Source organism: Agromyces ramosus, assembly GCF_004216665.1.
GTDB classification, from domain to species: domain Bacteria; phylum Actinomycetota; class Actinomycetes; order Actinomycetales; family Microbacteriaceae; genus Agromyces; species Agromyces ramosus.
Genome location: NZ_SGWY01000003.1, coordinates 849061 through 870005, shown reverse-complemented (window position 1 = coordinate 870005; position 20945 = coordinate 849061). Strand labels below are relative to the sequence as shown.

Below are 20945 nucleotides of genomic sequence, written 5' to 3'. Positions count from 1 at the left end.
GGCGCCGCGCGTGCCCGACCTCGCGATCGAGACGCACGGCCTCACCAAGCGCTTCCGCTCGCAGCTCGCCGTCGACGGGATCGACCTTGCGGTGCCGCACGGGTCCGTGTTCGGGTTCCTCGGGCCGAACGGCTCCGGCAAGACCACCACCATCCGGATGCTCCTCGGCCTCGTCGCGGCGAACGCGGGCGACGCGCGCGTCCTCGGCGCCGACATGCCTCGGCACGTCGATGTGGTGCTGCCGCGAGTCGGCGCGCTCGTGGAGGGGCCGGCGTTCTCGCCGTACCTCTCGGGTGAGGCGAACCTGCGGCGATTCGACGCCGCCGACCGGCACGCGCCGCGCGGCACTCGGAACGCCCGCGTCGCGGAGGCGCTCGACCGCGTGGGCCTGTCGCACGCGGCCCGGAAGAAGGTGCACGCCTACTCGCTCGGCATGAAGCAGCGGCTCGGCATCGCGAACGCGCTGCTGATGCGACGCGAGCTGCTCGTGCTCGACGAACCCACGAACGGGCTCGATCCGCAGGGCACGCGCGAGGTGCGCGCGCTCATCCGATCGTTCGCCGACGACGGCACGACCGTGTTCGTGTCGAGCCACCTGCTCGCCGAGGTCGAGCAGGTGTGCACGCACGTGGGCGTCATGAGCGCCGGCCGACTGGTCGCGCAGGGCACGCTCGACGAGTTCCGCGACGAGGGCGAGGCCCGGGTGCTCGTGCGCACGCCCGACGCGGCCCTCGCCCGCGAGGTGCTCGCTCGCGTGCTCGAGGCTCGGGCAGGTGCCGACCATCCCGTCTCGAGACCGAGCGCTGCGGATGCCGCGGGCGACGACGATCCCGACGGGTCGGTGACCGCCCGCCTCGGCGCGACCCCGCCCGAGGTCGTGGTGGCCGCACTCGTCGAGGCGGGCGTGCGGGTGCGCGGCTTCGAGACCGTGCACGCCGACCTCGAGCAGCGGTTCGTGGAACTCACGGGCGAGGGGTTCGACGTTGTCCAGTGAGGGTTCGACGTTGCCCGGTGAGACCGTCGAGGCATCCGCCGGGTCGGTCGCGACGCGGGACGCGCGCACCGGTGGCGGCACCGCCTGGCTGCTCGGCTCCGAGCTGCTCACCCTGTTCCGCCGCCGTCGCACGTGGGCGATGCTCGGCGCGCTCGCGCTCATCCCGATCCTCATCGCCGTCGCCATCATCATCGCGGGGCCGGCGCCGACCGGCCGCGGGCCGGCGTTCCTCAGCGAGATCACGAACAACGGACTGTTCGTGGGCGTCACGGCGATCCTCGTCGCGATCCCGCTGTTCCTGCCGCTCACCATCGGCGTCGTCGCCGGCGACACGATCGCGGGGGAGGCGAGCCACGGCACGCTCCGCTACCTGCTCATCGCACCGGCCGGACGCATCCGGCTGCTGCTCGTGAAGTACGCCGGGGCGGCCGCGTTCTGCGTGGCGGGGACCCTCACCGTGGTGGTCGTCGGCACGCTGGTGGGCTGGCTGCTGTTCCCGATCGGGCCGGTGACGCTGCTCTCGGGCGCCACGGTGAGCGTCGGCGACGCGCTGGTGCGGCTCCTCGCCATCGCCGCCTTCGTCACGGTCTCGCTGCTCGGCATGTCGGCGATCGGGCTCTTCCTCTCGACGCTCACGACCGTGCCCGTCGGTGCGATGGCGGCCACGGCGATCCTCGCGGTCGTGTCGCAGATCCTCGACGCGCTGCCGCAGCTCGAGTGGCTGCATCCATGGCTGTTCACCCACTACTGGCTGGGCTTCGCCGACCTGCTGCGCGAGCCGATGGTGTGGGACAACTTCATCGACAACGCCGTGCTGCAGGCGGGCTACCTCGTGGTGTTCGGCGCGCTCGCGATCGGCCGGTTCCTCACGAAGGACGTCCTGTCGTGACGGCTCAGCCCGGGCTGCCCGAGACGGTCGACGCGCCACGCTCGCCGAAGCTCGGCGGGATCGCGCAGTAGTCGTAGAAGTACCGGCTCGGCGACGCCTCGTCGGTGACGTCGACGTTGACGTTCACGCCCGTCTTGGCCAGCTCGTCACCGGCGAGCGTCCACGCCGAGAAATGCCAGATGCCGCGCACGGCGTCGTTGAGCAGCCGCCGTCCGTCGACGACCAGGACCGTGTCGGCCCCCTCGTCACCGGGGAGCGTCCCGGCGCGGAACGGCTCGACCGTGTCGCGGCGCAGCGTCGCCTCGTCGACGTCGCCGACGGAGACGCGCACCACCGCCTGGCCGCGATCGCGGAGGACGGTCGCGAGGTCGTCGGCGAAGCGAGCCGCCGGTGCGTCGGTCGCGCCCTCGACGGCCACCAGCCGCCGCCCCGCCCACGAGTTGTGCAGGAACTCCTCGGCGATCCAGTCGAGCAGCGCCCGCCGCTCGTCGCTCAGCTCAGCCATGTCGTCAAGGCTACGCCTGCTCGTCGACACGGTGGCCGACTCGGTCGCCCGTCCGATCGCGGGCGCCGTCGCGGGCCGGATCGACCGCCCGGCCGGCCGTCCGGGGGTCGGAGGCCTCCGAGTACGCGATCAACGGCCGCCCCGTGGACGGATGCTCCAGCACCTGCGCCTCGACGCCCCACACGTCGCGGATCAGCCCGGGCGTCAGCACGTTCCGTGGTTCGCCGGACGCGACGACGCGCCCGTTCGCCAGCACGATGACCTGGTCGGCGTAGCCCGCGGCGAGGGAGAGGTCGTGCAGGGCGGCGAGCACCGTGAGCCCACCGTGCGCCAGCTCGCGCAGGAGTCCGAGCATCGCGAGCTGCGCGCGCACATCGAGGTGGTTGGTCGGCTCGTCGAGCAGCAGCAGCTCCGGCTCCTGCGCGAGGGCGCGGGCCAGGTTCACGCGCTGGCGCTCGCCGCCCGAGAGGGTGTCGTACTCGCGGTCCGCGAGCTCGACGAGGTCGGCGTCCTCGAGGCAGCGGCGCACCACCGCGCGGTCGAGCTCGCCGGGGCCGGCGAAGGCGCCCAGGTAGGGTGTGCGGCCGAGGGCGACCACTTCGGCGACGCGGAGCCCGGGCACGTCCTGCACCTCCTGCTCCGCCAGCGCGATGACCCGGGCCCGGTCGCGTCGGCGCAGGGCGGCGAGGTCGCGTGCGCCGAGCCGGGCCGTACCGGCATCCGCCAGCTCGACCCCGGCGATGAGGTGCAGCAGCGTGCTCTTCCCCGCGCCGTTGGGGCCGAGGAGCGCCCCGACCGCGCCGCCGGGCACGGTGCAGTCGACATCGTCGATGATGAGGCGGCGCCCGCGGCTGAAGCGGACCCGGTCGGCATGCAGCGCGTCGACACCGCGTGCGCTGCTCACGCCAGCCTCCGGTTCCGGAGCATCAGCACCGCGAACACGGGGCCGCCGACGAGCGCGGTGACGATGCCGACGGGCAGCTCGCGCGGGTCGAACATCGTGCGCGCGATCGTGTCGGCCCAGATCAGGAAGATCGCGCCGGCGAGCGCCGAGAGCGGGAGCAGCGCCCGGTGCCGCGACCCGACGAGCAGCCGCACGGCGTGCGGAAGGATGAGGCCCACGAAGCCGATCGCGCCGCTCACCGCGACGAGGGCGCCCGTGAGCAGCGCGGTGCCGACCAGGAGGAGAACGCGGCTCCGGCCCACGTGCACGCCCAGGGCTGCCGCCGCGGTGTCGCCGAACGCGAACGCGTCGAGCGTTCGGGCGCTCGCGAGCAGCGGCACGCCGATGAGCACGATCGCCCCGCCGGCGAGGGCGACCGAGGTCCAGTCGGTGCCCGCGAGGGAGCCGAGGAGCCAGTTCAGGATCTCTCGGTAGCTGTCGCCGGTGGCGCTCCAGAAGATGACGAGGCTCGTGATCGCGCCGAACACCGACGACACCGCGAGACCGGCGAGCACGGTGCGCGTCGGCGTCAGCGCACCGGCCGCGTTCGCGATCGCGAGCGTGGCCGCCAGCGCGACGAGCGCCCCGGCGAACGCGGCGAACGGCAGCAGGAGGCCGACGCCGAGCACGATCACGACCACGGCGCCCACCGACGCGCCCGACGAGAGGCCGAGCAGGTACGGGTCGGCGAGCGGGTTGCGGGTGAGCGCCTGCATGACGGCGCCGCAGAGGGCGAGCCCCGCCCCGACCGCGGCGGCGGTGAGAACGCGGGGCATCCGCAGCTCCCACACGATGCCGTCGCGCAGCGGCGTCAGCGTGGGCTCGCCGATGCCGAGGTGCGCGAGCACACTCGCCCACACGTCGGCCGGGCTGAGGCCGGCGGGACCGATGGTCACGGCGACGACGACGGATGCCACGAGCACCAGGCCGAGGCCCACGGCCCAGGCGCCGGTGCGCAGGCCGGTGCGCGAGCGGGCGGGAGGAGACGTCGCGGCATCCGCAACCGCGCGGGCCGCGCCCGCCGGTCCGGCCGCGCCCGCCGGTCCGGCCGCGCCCGCCGGTCCGGCCGCGCCCGCCTGCGCCCGCGTGGTGCTCATCGCAGGCCGAGCTCCCCGAGCTGGTCGACGAGCGACGCGACCGCGCCGACGTTGCGCACGCCCGCCTCGGTCGCGGGGAAGTCGATGACGAGGTATCGCTCCTGCTGCACGGCGGGCAGCGCCGCGGTCGCGGGGTTCGACTCGAGGTGCGCGATCTTCTGCTCGGCGGTGTTCCAGGCGGCGTCGACGAGCACGATCACGTCGGGGTTCGCGGCGACGATCGCCTCCCAGCCCATCGACGTCCAGGTGTCCTCGACGTCGGCCGCGACGTTGTCGAGGCCTGCCGCGTCCATGATCATCTGCGGCGCGCCGATGCCCGCGCCGACATAGGGGGTGTCGTCTCCCGAGCTGTACCAGAGTGCGGTGAGGCCGGCATCGCTCGGCTCGATCGCGTCGAGCTCGGCACGCTGGGTCGCGACGAGGTCGGCCGCGGCATCCGGCACATCGAAGATCACGCCGGCCTCCTCGAACTCGCGGAACACCTCGTCGAACGTGAGCGGGTTCGGCATGTAGCCCGCGCCCTTGCAGGCGGCGGGCGCGACGTAGGTGGCGACGCCGAGCCGTGCGAGCGTGTCGCGATCACCCGCGCCCTCGGCCGTCAGGTTCGACTCCCAGCCGGCGAACACGAGGTCGGGCTCGGACGCGAGGGTCGCCTCCTGCGACGGCACCTTGTCCGACAGCGACTCGAGGCCGGATGCCGCATCGGCGTACTCGTCGGGCACCGGCCCGTCGGTGAAGGCGGTGCCGACGATGCGGTCCTCGAGGCCGAGTGCGAGGAGCAGCTCGAGCGTCGAGGACTTGATGGTGACCACGCGCTGCGGTGGCGCCTCGAAGGTCGCGTCGGTGCCGCAGTTGTCGATGGTGAGCGGGTATGCGGATGCCGCAGCGCCGTCGCTCGCGGCATCCGACTCCGCCGCGGGCGAGGCGGTCGACCCGCTCGCGCAGGCGGCGAGCAGGAGTGCGGCGAGCGGGAGGGCGCCGAGCGCGGCGATGGTCGTCGCGCGAGGAGCGCGAGGCGCGCGAGGAGCGCGATTGCGGCCTCGCGCGCGGCTGGACGGCGGGACGACGGGGGTGGGGGCGGGCATGGGGCCTCCGGGACGGTGTGCAAGTGACGTTCCGACGAGGTCGGGGACTCGCGGCCCAATCCCGGGCCACACGCGCACCGGTCAGATCCAGACCGGCGGTCGTCTCCATCGTAGACCCGCGACGGGCGTCTGGGTCGGCGGCGCTGGCGGCGGCGCTGGCGCCGGCCGTGCCGTCCGCTCCCGTCGACCTGCGCCGTCTGCGTGCTCCCGTGCGCGGCCGGGCGCCAGCGCGGTCAGGCCCGCGGCGCGAGCGGAGGGGAGGCATCCAGTCCGGCACCGTCGGCGAGGCCGTCGAGCACCTCGCGCAGCGCGTCGGTCGATCGTCGACGCGGCGCCCAGTCGAGCTCCGAGCGCGCCCGATCGGTCGACATCACCGGCACGTTCGCGGCGATGTCGAGCCAGCCGGGGTCGGAGTTCTGCAGGCGCAGCTTCCAGCTCAGCCACATGAGCGCCCGCACCACCGCCAGGCGCACGGGCACGACGCGACGGGCGCCGACCACCTCGCTGAGGGCGACCGGGTCGAGCACCGGTTCTCCGGCGACGTTGAACGCACCGCCCACCCGGCGCTCGATGATGCGCACGATCGCGTCGGCGAGGTCGTCGGCGTGCACGGCCTGGGAGATCACCTGCGCGGGCACCGGAAGCACCGGGACTCGCACTCGTCCGAGCCAGCCCACCGGCAGCAGTGCGCCGACGAACAGCCGTGCGATCTCGCTCGCCGCGTCGCGCTGGAAGACGAGTCCGGGTCGCACGCGCGTGACCACGACGTCGGGATTCGCGGCCTCGAAGGCGTCGAGGACGCGTTCGTCCACCGCCTTGTGGCGGCTGTAGTGGGAGGTGTGCACGCCGCCCGTCGGCCACTCCTCGCCGACCCTCGAGTGCTTCGGGCCGCGGCTGTACGCGCCGACCGAGGAGGCGACCACGACGTGCGGAACGCGGGCGGTCACGGCCGCCCCGAGAGTGCGCCGCAGGCCGTCGACGTTGGTCGCCCACAGCTCGCGTTCACGGTGGTTCGGCTGCAGGATCCAGGCGAGGTGGAGCACCGCGTCGGCGCCGTCGAGGAGGGAGGCGAGCTCGGGGACCGCGCCGGGAACGGAGACGTCCACGAGGTGCCATTCGACGCCGCGGTAGGGTTCCGCGCGTTCGTCGGGTCGTCGCCTCGCGATTCCGACGAGCTCGTGCGGCGCCGCTGCGTCGTGCAGCCGCCGCAGCACCGCCGTGCCGATGTTGCCCGTCGCTCCGATGATCACGATGCGCACGTGGATCTCCCTCCGTCGCCGACCTGATGCAGGCTACGTGGGCCCGCGGCGCCGATCACCGGGTTGACGGATGCGTCGACGGGTGCGTCGAACCGGGGTCGACCTGCGCCGACCTGAGGCGACCTGCGCCGACCTGCGCCGACCTGGTCGGCCTGATCGGCCCGGTGCGGCCCCGGGGCCCGGGTCCGCGATCAGCGGAGCTCGCGGTGCTCCTGGATCCGATCGCCGAGCTCGATCGACGCACCCGCGAGCGCCGCGGACGTGTCGAGGTCGCGCATCCAGAGGGGCACGGATGCCGCGACGAGGCCGGCCTCCTCGAGCGATGCGACCGCGGCGGCATCCGCCTCGTCGACGAGCCAGCCGTCGAGGATGCCGCCGGCGGACCTCGCGCCGTAGTGGCGTCCGACTGCCTCGGCGCTCGTGTCGACGCCGATCGCCGGCAGGCACGCGTCGGCCATGCCACGCACCACCTTGCCGCCGATGATCGGCGAGACCCCGACGACCGGCGCACGAGTCTCGAGGATCGCTTCGCGGATGCCGGGCACCGACACGATCGTGCCGATCGAGACGACCGGATTCGACGGGGCCACGAGCACGAGGTCGGAGCCGAGGATCGCCTCCACCACGCCCGGCGCCGGCCGCGCATCCTCGATATTCCGCTGGCGGAATGCGATGGCGGGCAGCGCGGCGCGGTAGCGGGTCCACCACTCCTGGAAATGCAGTTCGCGCTCGCCGTCGAGCTGGTCGGCGTCGGCGACGAGCACGTGCGTGTCGACCTCGGTGTCGGTCGCCGGGATGAGTCGCACGCCGAGCGGCCAGCGCAACTGGAGGCGCCTCGCGACCTCCGAGGGCGTCGCGCCCTCGCGCAGCCAGGCGGTGCGCGCGAGATGCGTGCCGAGGTCGAGGTCGCCGAGCGTGAACCACGGCCAGCCGACACCCCACTCGCGCAGCTCGGCGGCGACCCGCTCGGTCTCGCCGGCGCGACCCCAGCCGCGCTCGGTGTCGTTCACCCCCGCGAGCGAGTAGAGCAGCGAGTCGAAGTCGGGCATCAGCCGTACGCCGGCGAGCCACAGGTCGTCGCCGGTGTTCACCACCACCGTCACGGATGCGTCGGTGCCGCCACTCCCATCGGGCCAGCGTCGGGCGCACTCCTCTCGAACGCCGCGCACGAAGCGCGCCCCACCCACCCCGCCAGCGAGCACCGTGATCCGCATCCTGCAAGCCTAGGGTCGTGCTGGGCGCGCGTCGCATCGCCCGTCGTCGCTCCGTACTTGCCGCGCCGGGCGGGCTCCGCGGCTCGGCATACAGGTGGCTCAGCCTGTCGTATCCGCCCTCGGCGCATCGCACGCTATGCACTCAGGGCCTCCGCCGATTCGAATCGGGCGCGTCCGCCGAGTCGGGGCGTCTGGCGGGGATCGATATGCGGCGGCGGGATGAACCACACCGAACCCGCCGTCGCTCGGATTCCCCATCCCTCCCGGTGCGCCGCGTGGTGGCAGAAGCTGCAGAGCAGCACGCCGTTCGCGAGGTCGGTCGGGCCGGCGTCGCGCTCCCACCAGTCGATGTGGTGCGCCTCGACGTAGGCGATGTTCTGTCCGCACGACGCGCAGCCGCCGTCGCGCTCGCCGAGGGCGATGCGCTGCGCCCTGCTGAACAGGCGAGCGGCCCGCCCGAGGTCGAGCGGGAGGCTCTGCCCACCGAGGACCGCGGGGATCACCTCGGCGTCGGCGGCCATGCGGCGCGCGGTCGCGGCGGAGATCGGCTGGTCGATGCCGTCGACGCGCGCGTGCCCGATGCCGCTGACGAGGGTGTCGAGGTCGAGGCGCACGACGACGGTGGTCTTCGCGAGCGGCGTGAGCGTCTGCTCGCAGCCCAGCAAGTGCCGAGCGACCTGCGCGAGCGCGTCGGCCTGGAGCTGGGGAATGGTGCGCAGGTCGTCGACGATGGGGCCCTCATCGGAGGACCTCGGCATGCGTCGTCGCAGGACGTCGCTCACGAGCGCCTCGATCGCGGCCTTCACGGGCGCCGCGTTCTCGGGGTCGAGCCGTGCGTGCAGATGGAGCATCCCGTGGATGTCCTCGCGCATCGTGAGCGTGCGCTCGTGTCGCAGTTGCTGCTCGCGTGGTTCGACGCCGTCTTCGTCGAGTCGCGCCTCGGCTTCGCGCACACCCCGCATGAGGAGGTCGAGCGGCACCTGCGACGCGAGTGCCACGAGCGCCGACTCCACATCGTCGGCTCGAGCCGGATCGGCCCTCACGGACACGCGGTCGAGCATCGCCGTGATCGCGGAGGCCGCCTCGAGCGAGATCTCGGCCGCTCGAATGGCTGCGGCGACGTGCGGATGCCGGGCGGGAAGCCGCTCGCCACCGAATGCCCGGCGACTCGCGGTAGCCCGACCCACCGCGATGAGTCGCCCGGCATCGTGCCGAGAACCGCCGGTGGAAGCGGCGATGAGTCGCGCGGCGTTGTGGAACCCATGTGCCTTCGCGAGGCCCGTCTCACCGAACTCGGGCCCCGACCGCCGTGACATCTCGGCGGCCACGAGTGCCAGCATCGCCTCGGCGTCGCGCCGCACCCGTGCGAGCAGGTCGCCGACGCGTACGAGCGCGTCGTCGCTCATCTGCTCGACCTCGGCGTGCGCGTCGCCGCCGACGTGCGACGACGCGGGCACGCCGCCGGCCCACGCCGCGTGCAGCTCCTCGACGTGTCGTCGGAAAGAGTGCAGCGAATCGTCCATGGCTCGATCCTGCACCCACCCACCGACATCCGGATCACGCGTGAAATCGTCGTGATCAGGTGTTTTACCTGTGGAAGGGACCCTCCTGACGATGCTTGTGGAGGACGAGTCGAACCGGCGCCCCGCGATCGGACATGGTCACGTCGCAGCCGATGCGCGGGGACGAGGAGACCCCAAGCTCGATCGCCGTGCCTCTGGCATTCCCGGCCCGACGGGTACACGATGGACGGACAGGTCCGCAGCGGCGCGGGAGGTTTCATGAACTCGGCAGCGACTCCGACACACCGGACGGTCGCCCTGATCGGCGGGGCGGGTTCGGGCAAGACGACCCTGGCGGAGGCCCTGCTGCTTCGGGCAGGCGAGATCTCGAGGGCGGGCACCGTCGAACAGGGCAACACGGTCTGCGACCACGAGCCCGAGGAGATTGCGAGAGGCATGACCCTCGGGCTCTCGCTCGCCCTGCTCCGATGGTCGGATCCCGACGGCGTCGAGCACACCATCACGCTCGTCGACACACCGGGACATCCCGACTTCGTGGGCGGCGTCGACACCGCGCTCGCGGTGGCGGACGTGGCCCTGGTCGCCGTGAGCGCCGTCGACGGGGTCACGGCGGGCACGAGGTTCGTCTGGGCGGCCGCGGAGGCGGCAGGCGTGCCGCGGATCGTCGTCGTCACGCAGGAGGACAAGGCGCGCGCGGACTTCCGGCGGGTGCTGGGCGAGCTGCAGGCGGCCTTCGGCGAGGGGCTCTGGGCGCTGGAGCTGCCGCTCGGCGAGGAGCAGGCATTCCACGGGATCGCGGACGTGCTCAGCGAGCAGGCCCTCGAGTACGACGACGAGGGCCGCCACCATGACGGTCCGATGCCGGCCGACGCCGAGGCCGAGGAGCACCGGCTGCACGTCGAGGTGACCGAGGAGATCGTGTCGCACGACGACGACCAGCTCGAGGCGTACCTCGACGGGAACGAGCCGTCGGCTCCCGAGCTCGAGCGCTCGTTCGCCCGGGAGGTGGCGACCGGCGAGGCGGTGCCCGTGGTCGTCTGCTCCGCTGCGACCGGCACCGGCGTCGACCGCGTGGCCGACCTGCTCTGCAGCCTGGCGCCGTCGTCCCTCGAGCACGACAGCCGCATCGTGGTCGGCGGGGCGGCCGACGGCGAGGGCGGCACGGAGCACCGAGTCGCGCCGAGTGCCGACGGAGAGACGCTGCTGCAGGTGTTCCGCACCGTGGCCGACCCGTTCGTCGGCCAGATCTCGATGTTCAAGGTCCTCTCCGGCGTGGTGCGTCCGAGCGACCGTCTGCACAACGCGACGACCGGCGCCGACGAGCGCATTCACGGGCTGTTCCGGTTGCGGGGCTCGGAGCACCTTCCCGTCGACGCGCTGCGCGCGGGGGAGGTCGGCGCCGTCGCCAAGCTGACGGGATCGCCGTCGGGATCCCTGCTGTGGACCCGCACGAACGGCACGGCGCGCCCCACCCCGCAGCCGCGGCGGGAGCCGGTCTTCGCCGTGAGCCTCGCCCCGGCCACGCAGTCCGACGACGAGAAGCTGATGTCCTCGCTCGCCCGGCTGGTCGCGGAGGACCCGACGCTCATGATCGACCGAACGGGCGGCCACACCGTGCTGCGCGGCCTCGGCGACACCCACGTCGCGGTCGCGGTCGAGCGCCTCGCGCGCGTGTTCGGCGTGCACGTGACGACGTCTCCCGCACCCGTCGCCTACCGGGAGACCATCGCGGGCAACGCGCAGGTGGAGGGCAAGCTCAAGAAGCAGTCGGGCGGCCACGGCCAGTTCGCGGTCGTGCAGCTGCGGGTGTCGCCGCTGCCGCCGGGCGGCGGCTTCGAATTCGTCGACTCCGTGGTGGGCGGCTCCGTGCCGCGCACGTACATCCCGGCCGTGGAGAAGGGCGCGCGTGACGCGCTCGCGGCAGGCGGTCCGCAGGGGCATCCGGTGGTCGACGTGAAGGTGGAGCTCTACGACGGCAAGTCGCACTCGGTCGACTCCTCGGAAATGGCCTTCCGCACGGCGGCGTCGATCGGGGTCAAGGCGGCGCTGGCCGAAGCGGGCACCGTGATGCTCGAGCCCCTCTCGATCGTCACCGTCACGGTCCCGGCCGACCTGCAGGGCACCGTGCTGACCGACCTGTCCGGCCGTCGTGGGCGGGTGCACGCCACGGAGACGACCGAGGACGGGCGCGCCCGCGTGGTGGCGAACGTGCCTGAGGCGGAGCTCGGCCAGTACGTGCTCGACCTGCGGTCGATGACCGGCGGGCGGGCGGAGCTCACGATCGCGCCCGACAGGTACGCGCGGGTGCCGAACCCCGTCAAGGCGTGACGCGGCGCGCGCAGCGACCGCGAGACGCACCTGGGGCCGGTCGGTCGGGAACGGCTGATCTTCTCCGAACCGTTATCGGCTCGGATGCCCCGGGCGCGGCCTCGGCCCTACGATCGAGGAGCGCGGCACTGGCCGACACACGGCCGACCCGAAGGAGCCGCGATGGAGCGCCTCGAGACGCTCGGAATGACCGAATTCGGCGTACCCGTCCACGACGGGCACGACCCGAGCCACGAGCTCGTCGCCTTCCTCGAAGCCGAGGGCGTCGTGGGCGCCGTCAACGTGCTCGCGGGTGATTCCTCGGCCGAGGTGTACGGCGTGCTGTTCGCCGACGAGTCGGGCGTTCCCGCCCAATGGTTCCCCGATGAGGCCGCCGTGGGTTTCGGGAGGGGTGAGCTCGAAGGCTTCCGAATGCGTCTGCGCGAGCGATTCGGGCGCGCGGCGTGGGTCGGCGAACCAGACGCCCCGGCCGATGACGAAACGGGTCCGCCGTCGCATGGCTGGGGCATCCGCTCGTTCGCGTGGTACACCGAGTCGCAGCAGTTCGGAGCGCCGGAGCTCGTCGCGCACGCCCTCGGCGGCCCCGTGACCTGGGTCCCACTCGGCAGGGGAGTGCTGTACGTCCCGCACGACCCTCAGGCGCTCGTCATCTCCGGGTACTGGCGACGGGGCCGATCCGTGCTGATGTGGGCCAGCCGGTCGCGTCGTGCCTTCGCCGCCGGCGGGCGGTTCCGGTCGGACCTCCGATGGTGGGACCAGCACTTCGTGGTCGTCGACCCGTCCGACGGGTGGCAGGTCGACCATGACGGCCTCACGATGCGCCAGATCGTCGAGAGCCAGTTCGAGCTCGACCCGTCGTTCAGGATCATGGCGAGAGCGGCACGCGTTCGCGAGCACCGCGCGCAGGAGTTCCGCATCGAGCTGCGGAAGCCCTCGAGTTCGCCCGACACGTTCGCGCGTATGGCGGACTACTGCGGCATTCCCGCCGAAGTGGCGCTCGTGGCCGAGGGCAGTCTCGACCCGCTCGAGCTGCCGGGTGCCGAGGTCGCGGGACCGGCCACGAGGGCGGAGAGCATCTGGCTGGAGTCGCGGATTCCCCTGCCCGGTCCGTTCCGGGTGTTCCAGTGGTGGGCTCGCGTGACCGCGGGCAGACCGCCGTGGTATCGCGTCATGACGGTCGCGGTCGTTCTTGCGGCCGTCGGCGTCACGGCGGTCGTCGTCGTCACGGGGCGCTCCGCCGAGTACGCGCTGCTGCCGCTGGGCGCAGCCGCGGTCTGGATCCTCGACTACGCGCGACCGCGCCCTCGGTCCATCGATCGCGCGGCCGGATCAGACGGCGCGCCGTCGGACCGCACCGAGCCGCTGAGCCGTCAGTAGCCGCCCGCGGCGAGGTGGTGCGCCGCCGTGGCGAGGGCGTCCGCGACCTCGTCGGTGCCGTCGCGCAGCACGCCGACGGTGACGCGCACGAAGTCGCCGCCCGGCCGCGAGCGCGAGCCGTTCGCGGCATCCGCCGAGTCGGATGCGGCGAGGAAGGGCGTGCCGGCCGCCACCCGGATGCCGGCCGCGGCGAGCTGCACGAGCGCCGAACGCTCGCTCAGCACCGGCACCCAGAGGTTGATGCCGTCGGCCGGCGCCACGGGCACGCCGCGGGCGCGGAGGGCGTCGCCGAGGGCGCGCTGGCGTGTGTAGTACTGGCGCCGCGCCTCCGCCACCGCATCGATCGATGCGCCCTCGGTGAGCAGGTCGAGCAGGATCGTCTGCAGCATCCGCGACGTCCAGCCCGGGCCGAGCATGCGTCGGGCGACGACGCGGTCGACGAGCTCGCGGGGACCGCCGAGCGCCGCGATGCGGAGGTCGGGTCCGTGCGACTTCGAGAAGCTGCGCACGTGCACGACGCGGTCGGGGAGCCACGTGCCGAGCGTCACGTCGCCCTCGGTGGAGATCAGCCCCGAGTGGTCGTCCTCGATCACGACGAGGTCGTCCACGTCGGATGCCGCCCGGATGACGCGTGCGAGCTCCTCGGCGCGCGCCGGGGTCATCGACGCGCCCGTGGGATTCTGGGCGCGCGGCTGCAGCAGCACCGCGACCGGTCGCCGGTGCAGCGCACGGCCGAGGGCGTCGGGCACCATGCCGTACTCGTCGAGCCGCACGGGCACGGCTTCGGCGCCGAGCACGTCGAGCAGGTCGAGGAAGGGCGGGAACCCGGGGCTCTCGACGATCACGCGATCGCCGAAGCGCACGACCTGCTCGAGCGTGCGCGAGATGGCGTCGAGCGCGCCGTCGACGACCATGATCGACTCCACCGTCGAGGGCCACGACGCCGCGAGCACCGACGCGAGCGCGGGGATCACCGGTTCGGCCTGGTAGCTCCCGGTCTCCGCGCGCGCCGACACCCGCGACAGCGCCGGCCCGAGCGCGGGCAGCAGCAGCGGGTCGGGGGTCCCGCGCGAGAGGTCGAGGCGCACGGGGTCGTTCGGGGCCGCCATCCCGCGCATCCGGGGCGCGAGGCGAGCGGAGGTCGCGCTGCGCACGAAGCTGCCCGCTCGGCCGCGTGACTCGATGAGTCCCGCCCGCGACAGCGCCTGCCACGCCTGGCTCACCGTCGCCGGGCTCACGCCGAGGGCGCTTGCGAGCTCGCGCACGGTGGGGAGCCGTTCGCCGGCCGCCAGGTCGCCCGTGTTCACGAGGCGGGCGATCACCCCGGCGATGCCGCGGGGGGTTGTATCGGGGAACTCGGCGAGCGCGGTCAGCGCGGAGGCATCCGCACGAAGCCCCGTCGGATGAGCACCAGTCACATGAATACCCGACACGACCATTGCCTCCTCACGAAGCAAGGGACAGGATGATTAACCACAGCGACACAGAGTGAAACAAAAGAGAAATGTTCACGCCGAACAATAACAGAACGGGTCGCGAGTCCCGTTCGGAAACCCCCACCTCTCGGCGTCGCAGCATCGCCCGGTAGCACCTGAGCAGCACTCCCCCGCCCAGAGCACCGAGCGGACGGCAACGACGCCGACCGACTCAGGAGGCAACATGACCATCGTCCGAGCGGCCATCACGCAGACGACCTGGACCGGCGACAAGGAGTCCATGCTCGACAAGCACGAGCAGTTCGCCCGCGACGCGAAGGAGCAGGGCGCCCAGGTGATCTGCTTCCAGGAGCTCTTCTACGGCCCGTACTTCGGCATCACCGAGGACGTGAAGTACTACGACTACGCCGAGCCGGCCGACGGCCCGATCGTGCAGCGCTTCGCGGCGCTCGCCAAGGAGCTCGGCATGGTCATGGTGCTGCCGATCTACGAGGAGGAGCAGCCCGGCGTCTACTACAACACCGCGGTCGTCGTCGACGCCGACGGCACGATCCTCGGTTCGTACCGCAAGCACCACATCCCCAACCTCGACAAGTTCTGGGAGAAGTTCTACTTCCGCCCCGGCAACCTCGGCTATCCGGTGTTCCACACGGCCGTCGGGCCCATCGGCGCGTACATCTGCTACGACCGGCACTTCCCCGAGGGCTGGCGCGAGCTGGGCCTGAACGGCGCGCAGATCGTCTTCAACCCGAACGCCACGAAGCCGGGCCTCTCGAACCGCCTCTGGGAGATCGAGCAGCCGGCCGCCGCCGCCGCCAACGGCTACTTCGTGGCCGCCGCCAACCGGGTCGGCCTCGAGGACAACGAGTACGGCGAACTCGCCGTGAACTTCTACGGCAAGAGCCAGTTCGTCGACCCGCAGGGCAACATCGTCGGCGGGTACGGCTCGGAGACCGACGAGGAGGTCGTGGTGCGCGACCTCGACATGGACATGATCCGCGACGTCCGCAACGCCTGGCAGTTCTACCGCGACCGGCGTCCCGACTCCTACACCTCCATCCCGAAGCCGTAGTCGACGAGCCACGCGAAGGAGCGAACCATGACCACCACCCTCATCACCGGCGGCACCGTCGTGAGCGCCACGGGTCGCGCCGTCGCCGACGTGCTCGTCGACGGCGAGACGATCCGGGCCGTGCTCGAGCCCGGCAGCACCCTGCTGGGCACGGATGTCGCGGCATCCGTCGATCGCGTCATCGACGCCGCCGGCAAGTACGTGATCCCGGGCGGCATCGACGCGCACACGCACATGCAGCTGCCGTTCGGCGGCACCGAGGCATCCGACACCTTCGAGACGGGCACGCGGGCGGCCGCCTGGGGCGGCACGACGTCGATCATCGACTTCGCGGTGCAGACCTACGGTCAGCGCGTCGAGGACGGGCTTGCCGCGTGGCACGAGAAGGCGGCGGGCAACTGCGCGATCGACTACGGGTTCCACCAGATCGTCGGCGACGTCAACGAGGACTCGCTCGCGGCGATGCGACGGCTGCCCGACGAGGGCGTGTCGAGCTTCAAGCTCTTCATGGCCTATCCGGGCGTCTTCTACTCGGATGACGCGCAGATCCTGAAGGCCATGCAGGTCTCCCGCGACACCGGCATGCTCACGATGATGCACGCCGAGAACGGCCCTGCCATCGACGTGCTCGCCCAGCAGCTCGTCGACCAGGGCAAGACCGATCCGTACTACCACGGCATCGCCCGCGCCTGGGAGATGGAGGAGGAGGCGACGCACCGCGCGATCATGCTCGCGAAGCTGACGGGTGCGCCGCTCTACGTCGTGCACGTGTCGGCGAAGCAGGCCGTGGAGCAGCTCGCGTGGGCGCGCGACAAGGGCCAGAACGTCTACGGCGAGACGTGTCCGCAGTACCTCTACCTCTCGCTCGAGGAGCAGCTCGGCGCGGAGAGCGAGCAGTGGGGGCACTTCGAGGGCGCGAAGTGGGTGTGCTCGACGCCGCTCCGCAGCCGGGAGGAGCGGCACCAGGACGCGATGTGGCAGGCGCTCCGCACGAACGACCTGCAGATGGTCTCGACCGACCACTGCCCGTTCTGCATGAAGGACCAGAAGGAGCTCGGCCTCGGCGACTTCCGCAAGATCCCGAACGGCATCGGCTCGATCGAGCACCGCATGGACCTCATGTACCAGGGCGTCGTCACGGGCGAGATCACGCTCGAGCGCTGGGTGGAGCTCACCAGCACCACGCCCGCGCGGATGTTCGGCCTCGCCGGCAGGAAGGGCGCCATCCAGCCCGGCGCCGACGCGGACATCGTGGTGTACGACCCGAACGGCCACACGTCGATCGGCCTCGAGAAGACCCACCACATGAACATGGACTACTCCGCGTGGGAGGGCTACGAGATCGACGGCCACGTCGACACGGTGCTCTCGCGCGGCAAGGTCATCGTCGACGGCGACGAGTACCTCGGCGCCAAGGGCGACGGCCGCTTCCTCAAGCGCGGCCTCAGCTCGTACCTCGTCTGATCCCCCGCACACGACCACGAAAGGGGAGCGCCGATGGAATTCGGAGCGGTCCTGCAGACCAACCCCCCGGCATCGCGGACCATCCAGCTCGCGAAGCTCGCCGAGGCGCACGGGTTCACGCACGTGTGGACCTTCGACTCGCACCTGCTGTGGCAGGAGCCGTACGTCATCTACAGCCAGATCCTGTCGCAGACCCAGCGCATCAAGGTCGGCCCGTTCGTGACGAATCCGGCCACCCGCGACTGGACGGTCACCGCGTCGGTGTTCGCGACCCTGAACGAGATGTTCGGCAATCGCACCGTGTGCGGCATCGGGCGGGGCGACTCGGCCGTGCGCGTCACGAACGGCAAGCCGACCACCATCGCCGAGCTGCGCGAGTCGATCCACGTCATCCGGGAACTCGGCAACTCGCGCCCGGTGGAGTACCACGGCTCGACGATCCGGTTCCCGTGGAGCCGGGGCTCCGAGCTCGAGGTGTGGGTCGCCGCCTACGGCCCGATGGCGCTGAAGCTCGCGGGCGAGGTGGGCGACGGGTTCATCCTGCAGCTCGCCGACGTCGACATCGCCGCCTGGATGATCAAGACGGTCCGGGATGCCGCGGAGGCGGCCGGCCGCGACCCGAAGTCGGTGAAGTTCTGCGTCGCCGCGCCGTTCTACATCGGCGACGACTGGGCGCACATGCGCGACCAGTGCCGCTGGTTCGGCGGCATGGTGGGCAACCACGTCGCCGACATCGTCGCGAAGTACGGCATGCACGGCACCGTGCCCGACGCGTTGACCGACTACATCAAGGGCCGCGAGGACTACGACTACAACGAGCACGGGCGGGCGGGCAACGTGCACACCCAGTTCGTGCCCGACGAGATCGTCGACCGATTCTGCCTCCTGGGCACCGCCGACCAGCACCTCGACAAGCTGAAGCAGCTCGCCGAGCTCGGCGTCGACCAGTTCGCCGGGTACCTCCAGCATGACAACAAGGAGGAGACGCTGCGCGTGTACGGCGAGACCGTGATCCCCGCCATGACCGAGCACATCACGGCGAAGGCATGACGACGACGACCCCCGCAACCAGGCGAGCGCGGCGATGGCGCGCGGTGCTCTGGGGCGTGCTGGGCCTCGTGGCGCTCGCCGCGGTGTGGGAGCTGTACAAGCTCGTGGGGCCGGCCGACGGCTGGCTGATCGGCGCCCGGGAAGGCGTCACCGGCAGCGGCATCCGGCTGCTTCCCCGCACGAGCGACCAGGCGATGCCGCACACGTGGGAGATGCTCGCGCGTGCGGCCACGCCGGTGACCCGTGCCCCGGGCGCGCTGCCGCTGGGAGTCGTGGTGCTCCTCGCGGCGCTCGTGAGCCTCGGCATCGCGGCGCTCGGCTGGCTGGTCGGGGTCGTGGTGGGCTTCGCGCTCGCCCTGCTCATGCTCGGGTTCCGCATCGCCGAGCGTGCCGTGCTGCCGTTCGTCATCCTCAGCCAGACCGTGCCGCTCATCGCGCTCGCCCCGCTCATCCGCAACTGGGGCTCGCGACTGGAGTTCGGCGCGTTCTCGTGGGAGAGCTGGATGTCGGTCGTGATCATCGCGAGCTACCTCGCCTTCTTCCCGGTCGCCGTCGGCGCCCTGCGCGGCCTGCAGAGTCCGGAGGCCGCCGACCTCGACCTGATGCGCAGCTACGCGGCGGGATGGTGGACCACCCTCTTCCGGCTCCGGCTGCCCGCGAGCGTGCCGTTCCTCATCCCCGCCCTGCGGCTCGCCGCCGCGAACGCCGTGGTCGGCACCGTCGTGGCCGAGATCTCGGTCGGGTTCAGCGGGGGCATCGGCCGGCTCATCCTCGAGACCGCCGTCGCGGCCTCGAGCGATCCCGCCAAGCCGTGGTCGCCGATCCTCGGTGCGGTGCTGCTCGGCCTCGTCGCCGCCGGGTTCGTCGCGCTCCTCGCCGCCTTCCTCAGCCCGTTCCGCCGACAGGAGACCGCCGCATGAGCACGTCAGCGCCCCAGCCGAGCGCAGCCGCCACCGGGCCGACGCCCCCCGCCGATGCGACCGAGGCCGTCGTCGTGCGCGGCGTCGAGCGGGTCTTCACCGGGGCGAAGGGGGCCACGGTCACCGCGCTCACCGGCATCGAGCTCACGGTGCACGACGGGGAGTTCGTGTCGCTCATCGGCCCATCGGGGTGCGGCAAGTCCACCCTGCTCCGCCTCATCGCCGACCTCGACGAACCCACGGCCGGCGACATCCGGGTCTTCGGCAGGACCGCACGGCAGGCGCGCATCGACCAGGCGTACGGCATCGCGTTCCAGCAGGCCGGCCTGCTGCCGTGGCGCTCCGTCGCGGCCAACATCGAGCTGCCCCTGCAGCTGCACGGCGTGGGGGCGAGCGCGCGCCGGGCGCGCGTGGCGGAGCTGGTCGAGCTCGTCGGGCTCTCCGACTTCGCGAAGCACTACCCCGACCAGCTCTCGGGCGGCATGCAGCAGCGCGTGGCCATCGCCCGGTCGCTGGCCGAATCGCCGCGGCTGCTGCTCATGGACGAGCCGTTCGGCGCGCTCGACGAGATGACCCGCGAGCGCATGCAGACCGAGCTCCTCCGCATCCGCGCCGAGACGGGGGCCGCGGTCGTGTTCGTGACCCACTCGATCCCCGAGGCAGTGTACCTGTCCGACCGGGTCGTCGTCATGTCGCCGCGTCCGGGTCGCATCACCGACGAGATCGACGTGCGGCTCGGCGAGGCCGCCGAGCGCGGCGAGGACCTGCGCGAGGACACCGCGTTCTTCGAGGGCGTCACCGCGGTGCGCGAGGCTCTCCACGGCCCGCAGGCGTCATCCGCCGGTGCGGCGAGGGGGGTGGACGTGCGATGACCGGCCTGCCCGACGCCGCGATCGCGACGCAGCTCGCACCGCCGGCCGAGCGCCGTCGCCGCGGCCCCGGCGACCGCCCGCTCCGGCGGTTCATCGGGCTCGTCGTGCCGCCGATCGTGCTCTTCATCGTGCTCGTGCTGCTCGTCGAGCTCGTGGTGGTCGCGGCGGGCATCCCGCCGTTCGTGCTCGCCAGCCCCTCCGCGATCTGGGGCCAGCTCGTGCAGTACGCGCCGCAGGTGCTCCAGGCCACGCTCGTCACGGGGCTCAACGCGCTCATCGGGCTCGTGATCGGCGCGGTCATCGGCGTGCTGCTCGCGATCGTCGCGTCGTTCATCCGCGCCATCGACGGCATGCTCGTGCCGATCGTCGCCGCCGTCGCCGTCGTGCCGATCGTGGCCCTCGCCCCCGTGCTGTACACGATGTTCGGGTCCACGTCCGAGGTGGCGCGCATCATCATCGCCTCCATCGCCGCGTTCGTCCCCGTGTTCCTGAACACGCTCCGCGGCCTGCGCCAGGTGCGGCCGGTGCATCGCGACCTCATGCGCTCCTACGCGGCCACCCCGCGGCAGGAGACGCGGGCGGTCACCATCCCGTCCGCGCTGCCGCACTTCTTCACGGGCCTGCGCATCGCCTCGTCGCTCGCCGTGATCTCGGCCCTCGTCGCCGAGTACTTCGGCGGGCCGAGACAGGGACTCGGCTCGGCGATCACGACCGCCGCGGCATCCAGTGCCTACGCCCGGGCCTGGGCGTTCGTCATCGGCGCCATCCTGCTCGGCCTCGTGTTCTTCGCCCTCACGACCGTGATCGAGAGGATCGCCTCCCGCCACCGATGACCCGAGCCACGTCGCGCGACGACGCGCGGCCCACGCCACCGGCACCCCTGCCGGTCGGAACCGCACCACAGAGCACCACCACCA

Annotated in this window: 18 protein-coding genes; 10 read left to right on the top strand and 8 right to left on the bottom strand. The window is 72.3% G+C overall.

All coding sequences use genetic code 11. The annotated features are described in order from the left end of the window. The first annotated feature begins 10 nt into the window (after positions 1-10). Complete coding sequence (locus EV187_RS16040; protein WP_130354023.1) at positions 11-994, top strand: ABC transporter ATP-binding protein; 984 nt, start codon at positions 11-13, stop codon at positions 992-994. 10 nt (positions 995-1004) lie between these two features. Further along, a complete protein-coding gene (locus tag EV187_RS16035; protein ID WP_207221858.1) occupies positions 1005-1883 on the top strand; it encodes an ABC transporter permease in 879 nt (292 codons plus the stop codon). Positions 1884-1887: 4 nt separating this feature from the next. On the opposite strand, the gene EV187_RS16030 is transcribed toward EV187_RS16035, so the two are convergent. The 7 genes from EV187_RS16030 to EV187_RS16000 all read right to left on the bottom strand — a co-directional run bounded on the left by EV187_RS16030 (position 1888) and on the right by EV187_RS16000 (position 9509). After that, entirely contained in the window at positions 1888-2388 is a 501-nt protein-coding gene (locus tag EV187_RS16030) for a nucleoside/nucleotide kinase family protein (protein ID WP_130354021.1), read from the bottom strand. Positions 2389-2398: 10 nt separating this feature from the next. Continuing rightward, on the bottom strand, positions 2399-3292 hold the full coding sequence (locus tag EV187_RS16025; RefSeq protein WP_242609638.1) for an ABC transporter ATP-binding protein: 894 nt from the start codon (positions 3290-3292) through the stop codon (positions 2399-2401). Continuing rightward, a complete protein-coding gene (locus tag EV187_RS16020) occupies positions 3289-4428 on the bottom strand; it encodes a putative F420-0 ABC transporter permease subunit (protein WP_130354020.1) in 1140 nt (379 codons plus the stop codon). Before EV187_RS16020 ends, EV187_RS16025 begins: the two co-directional genes overlap by 4 nt. Next, a complete protein-coding gene (locus EV187_RS16015; RefSeq protein WP_130354019.1) occupies positions 4425-5513 on the bottom strand; it encodes a putative F420-0 ABC transporter substrate-binding protein in 1089 nt (362 codons plus the stop codon). Before EV187_RS16015 ends, EV187_RS16020 begins: the two co-directional genes overlap by 4 nt. A 233-nt stretch (positions 5514-5746) precedes the next feature. Beyond that, positions 5747-6772 carry an NAD-dependent epimerase/dehydratase family protein gene (locus EV187_RS16010; RefSeq protein ID WP_130354018.1) on the bottom strand — a complete coding sequence of 342 codons (1026 nt, stop codon included), beginning with the start codon at positions 6770-6772 and terminating at the stop codon, positions 5747-5749. Between the two features lie 191 nt (positions 6773-6963). After that, the gene (gene cofD, locus EV187_RS16005; RefSeq protein ID WP_130354017.1) at positions 6964-7986 is read right to left on the bottom strand and encodes a 2-phospho-L-lactate transferase; all 1023 of its coding nucleotides are present in this window, start codon (positions 7984-7986) and stop codon (positions 6964-6966) included. Positions 7987-8120: 134 nt separating this feature from the next. Continuing rightward, on the bottom strand, positions 8121-9509 hold the full coding sequence (locus EV187_RS16000) for an HNH endonuclease signature motif containing protein (protein WP_130354016.1): 1389 nt from the start codon (positions 9507-9509) through the stop codon (positions 8121-8123). A gap of 258 nt (positions 9510-9767) precedes the next feature. Between EV187_RS16000 and EV187_RS15995 the strand changes: the two genes are divergently transcribed. Together EV187_RS15995 and EV187_RS15990 are read left to right on the top strand one after the other, a co-directional pair. Next, positions 9768-11837: an elongation factor G gene (locus EV187_RS15995; RefSeq protein WP_130354015.1), complete on the top strand. Its 2070-nt coding sequence runs from the start codon at positions 9768-9770 to the stop codon at positions 11835-11837. A 162-nt stretch (positions 11838-11999) separates the two neighbouring features. Then, positions 12000-13214 (top strand): hypothetical protein, encoded by a 1215-nt coding sequence (locus EV187_RS15990; RefSeq protein ID WP_130354014.1) that lies wholly within the window; start codon positions 12000-12002, stop codon positions 13212-13214. Here EV187_RS15990 and EV187_RS15985 read toward each other — a convergent pair. After that, complete coding sequence (locus EV187_RS15985; RefSeq protein ID WP_242609637.1) at positions 13208-14632, bottom strand: aminotransferase-like domain-containing protein; 1425 nt, start codon at positions 14630-14632, stop codon at positions 13208-13210. The genes EV187_RS15990 and EV187_RS15985 overlap by 7 nt on opposite strands. A gap of 241 nt (positions 14633-14873) precedes the next feature. Here EV187_RS15985 and EV187_RS15980 point away from each other — a divergent pair, with 241 nt between their 5' ends. The 6 genes from EV187_RS15980 to EV187_RS15955 are packed head-to-tail and all read left to right on the top strand — an operon-like array spanning position 14874 to position 20861. Next, positions 14874-15722, top strand: coding sequence for a nitrilase-related carbon-nitrogen hydrolase (locus tag EV187_RS15980; protein ID WP_130354013.1), 849 nt, complete (start codon positions 14874-14876; stop codon positions 15720-15722). A gap of 27 nt (positions 15723-15749) precedes the next feature. Continuing rightward, positions 15750-17186, top strand: a complete 1437-nt coding sequence (gene hydA / locus EV187_RS15975) for a dihydropyrimidinase (RefSeq protein WP_130354012.1) — start codon at positions 15750-15752, stop codon at positions 17184-17186. Between the two features lie 33 nt (positions 17187-17219). Further along, complete coding sequence (locus tag EV187_RS15970; RefSeq protein WP_130354011.1) at positions 17220-18236, top strand: TIGR03842 family LLM class F420-dependent oxidoreductase; 1017 nt, start codon at positions 17220-17222, stop codon at positions 18234-18236. Then, on the top strand, positions 18233-19156 hold the full coding sequence (locus EV187_RS15965; protein WP_130354010.1) for an ABC transporter permease: 924 nt from the start codon (positions 18233-18235) through the stop codon (positions 19154-19156). Before EV187_RS15970 ends, EV187_RS15965 begins: the two co-directional genes overlap by 4 nt. After that, a complete protein-coding gene (locus tag EV187_RS15960; RefSeq protein ID WP_130354009.1) occupies positions 19153-20028 on the top strand; it encodes an ABC transporter ATP-binding protein in 876 nt (291 codons plus the stop codon). Before EV187_RS15965 ends, EV187_RS15960 begins: the two co-directional genes overlap by 4 nt. Further along, a complete protein-coding gene (locus EV187_RS15955) occupies positions 20025-20861 on the top strand; it encodes an ABC transporter permease (protein WP_130354008.1) in 837 nt (278 codons plus the stop codon). Before EV187_RS15960 ends, EV187_RS15955 begins: the two co-directional genes overlap by 4 nt. Positions 20862-20945 lie beyond the last annotated feature (84 nt).

Excerpts from the sequence above, each read along its gene's own strand:
- EV187_RS15995 (WP_130354015.1), top strand. The coding sequence starts at position 9,768 with ATGAACTCGGCAGCGACTCCGACACACCGGACGGTCGCCCTGATCGGC.
- EV187_RS15960 (WP_130354009.1), top strand. The coding sequence starts at position 19,153 with ATGAGCACGTCAGCGCCCCAGCCGAGCGCAGCCGCCACCGGGCCGACG.
- EV187_RS15965 (WP_130354010.1), top strand. The coding sequence starts at position 18,233 with ATGACGACGACGACCCCCGCAACCAGGCGAGCGCGGCGATGGCGCGCG.
- EV187_RS16000 (WP_130354016.1), bottom strand. The coding sequence starts at position 9,509 with ATGGACGATTCGCTGCACTCTTTCCGACGACACGTCGAGGAGCTGCAC.
- EV187_RS15970 (WP_130354011.1), top strand. The coding sequence starts at position 17,220 with ATGGAATTCGGAGCGGTCCTGCAGACCAACCCCCCGGCATCGCGGACC.
- EV187_RS16015 (WP_130354019.1), bottom strand. The coding sequence starts at position 5,513 with ATGCCCGCCCCCACCCCCGTCGTCCCGCCGTCCAGCCGCGCGCGAGGC.
- EV187_RS15980 (WP_130354013.1), top strand. The coding sequence starts at position 14,874 with ATGACCATCGTCCGAGCGGCCATCACGCAGACGACCTGGACCGGCGAC.
- EV187_RS15955 (WP_130354008.1), top strand. The coding sequence starts at position 20,025 with ATGACCGGCCTGCCCGACGCCGCGATCGCGACGCAGCTCGCACCGCCG.
- cofD (WP_130354017.1), bottom strand. The coding sequence starts at position 7,986 with ATGCGGATCACGGTGCTCGCTGGCGGGGTGGGTGGGGCGCGCTTCGTG.
- EV187_RS15990 (WP_130354014.1), top strand. The coding sequence starts at position 12,000 with ATGGAGCGCCTCGAGACGCTCGGAATGACCGAATTCGGCGTACCCGTC.
- EV187_RS16020 (WP_130354020.1), bottom strand. The coding sequence starts at position 4,428 with ATGAGCACCACGCGGGCGCAGGCGGGCGCGGCCGGACCGGCGGGCGCG.
- EV187_RS16030 (WP_130354021.1), bottom strand. The coding sequence starts at position 2,388 with ATGGCTGAGCTGAGCGACGAGCGGCGGGCGCTGCTCGACTGGATCGCC.
- hydA (WP_130354012.1), top strand. The coding sequence starts at position 15,750 with ATGACCACCACCCTCATCACCGGCGGCACCGTCGTGAGCGCCACGGGT.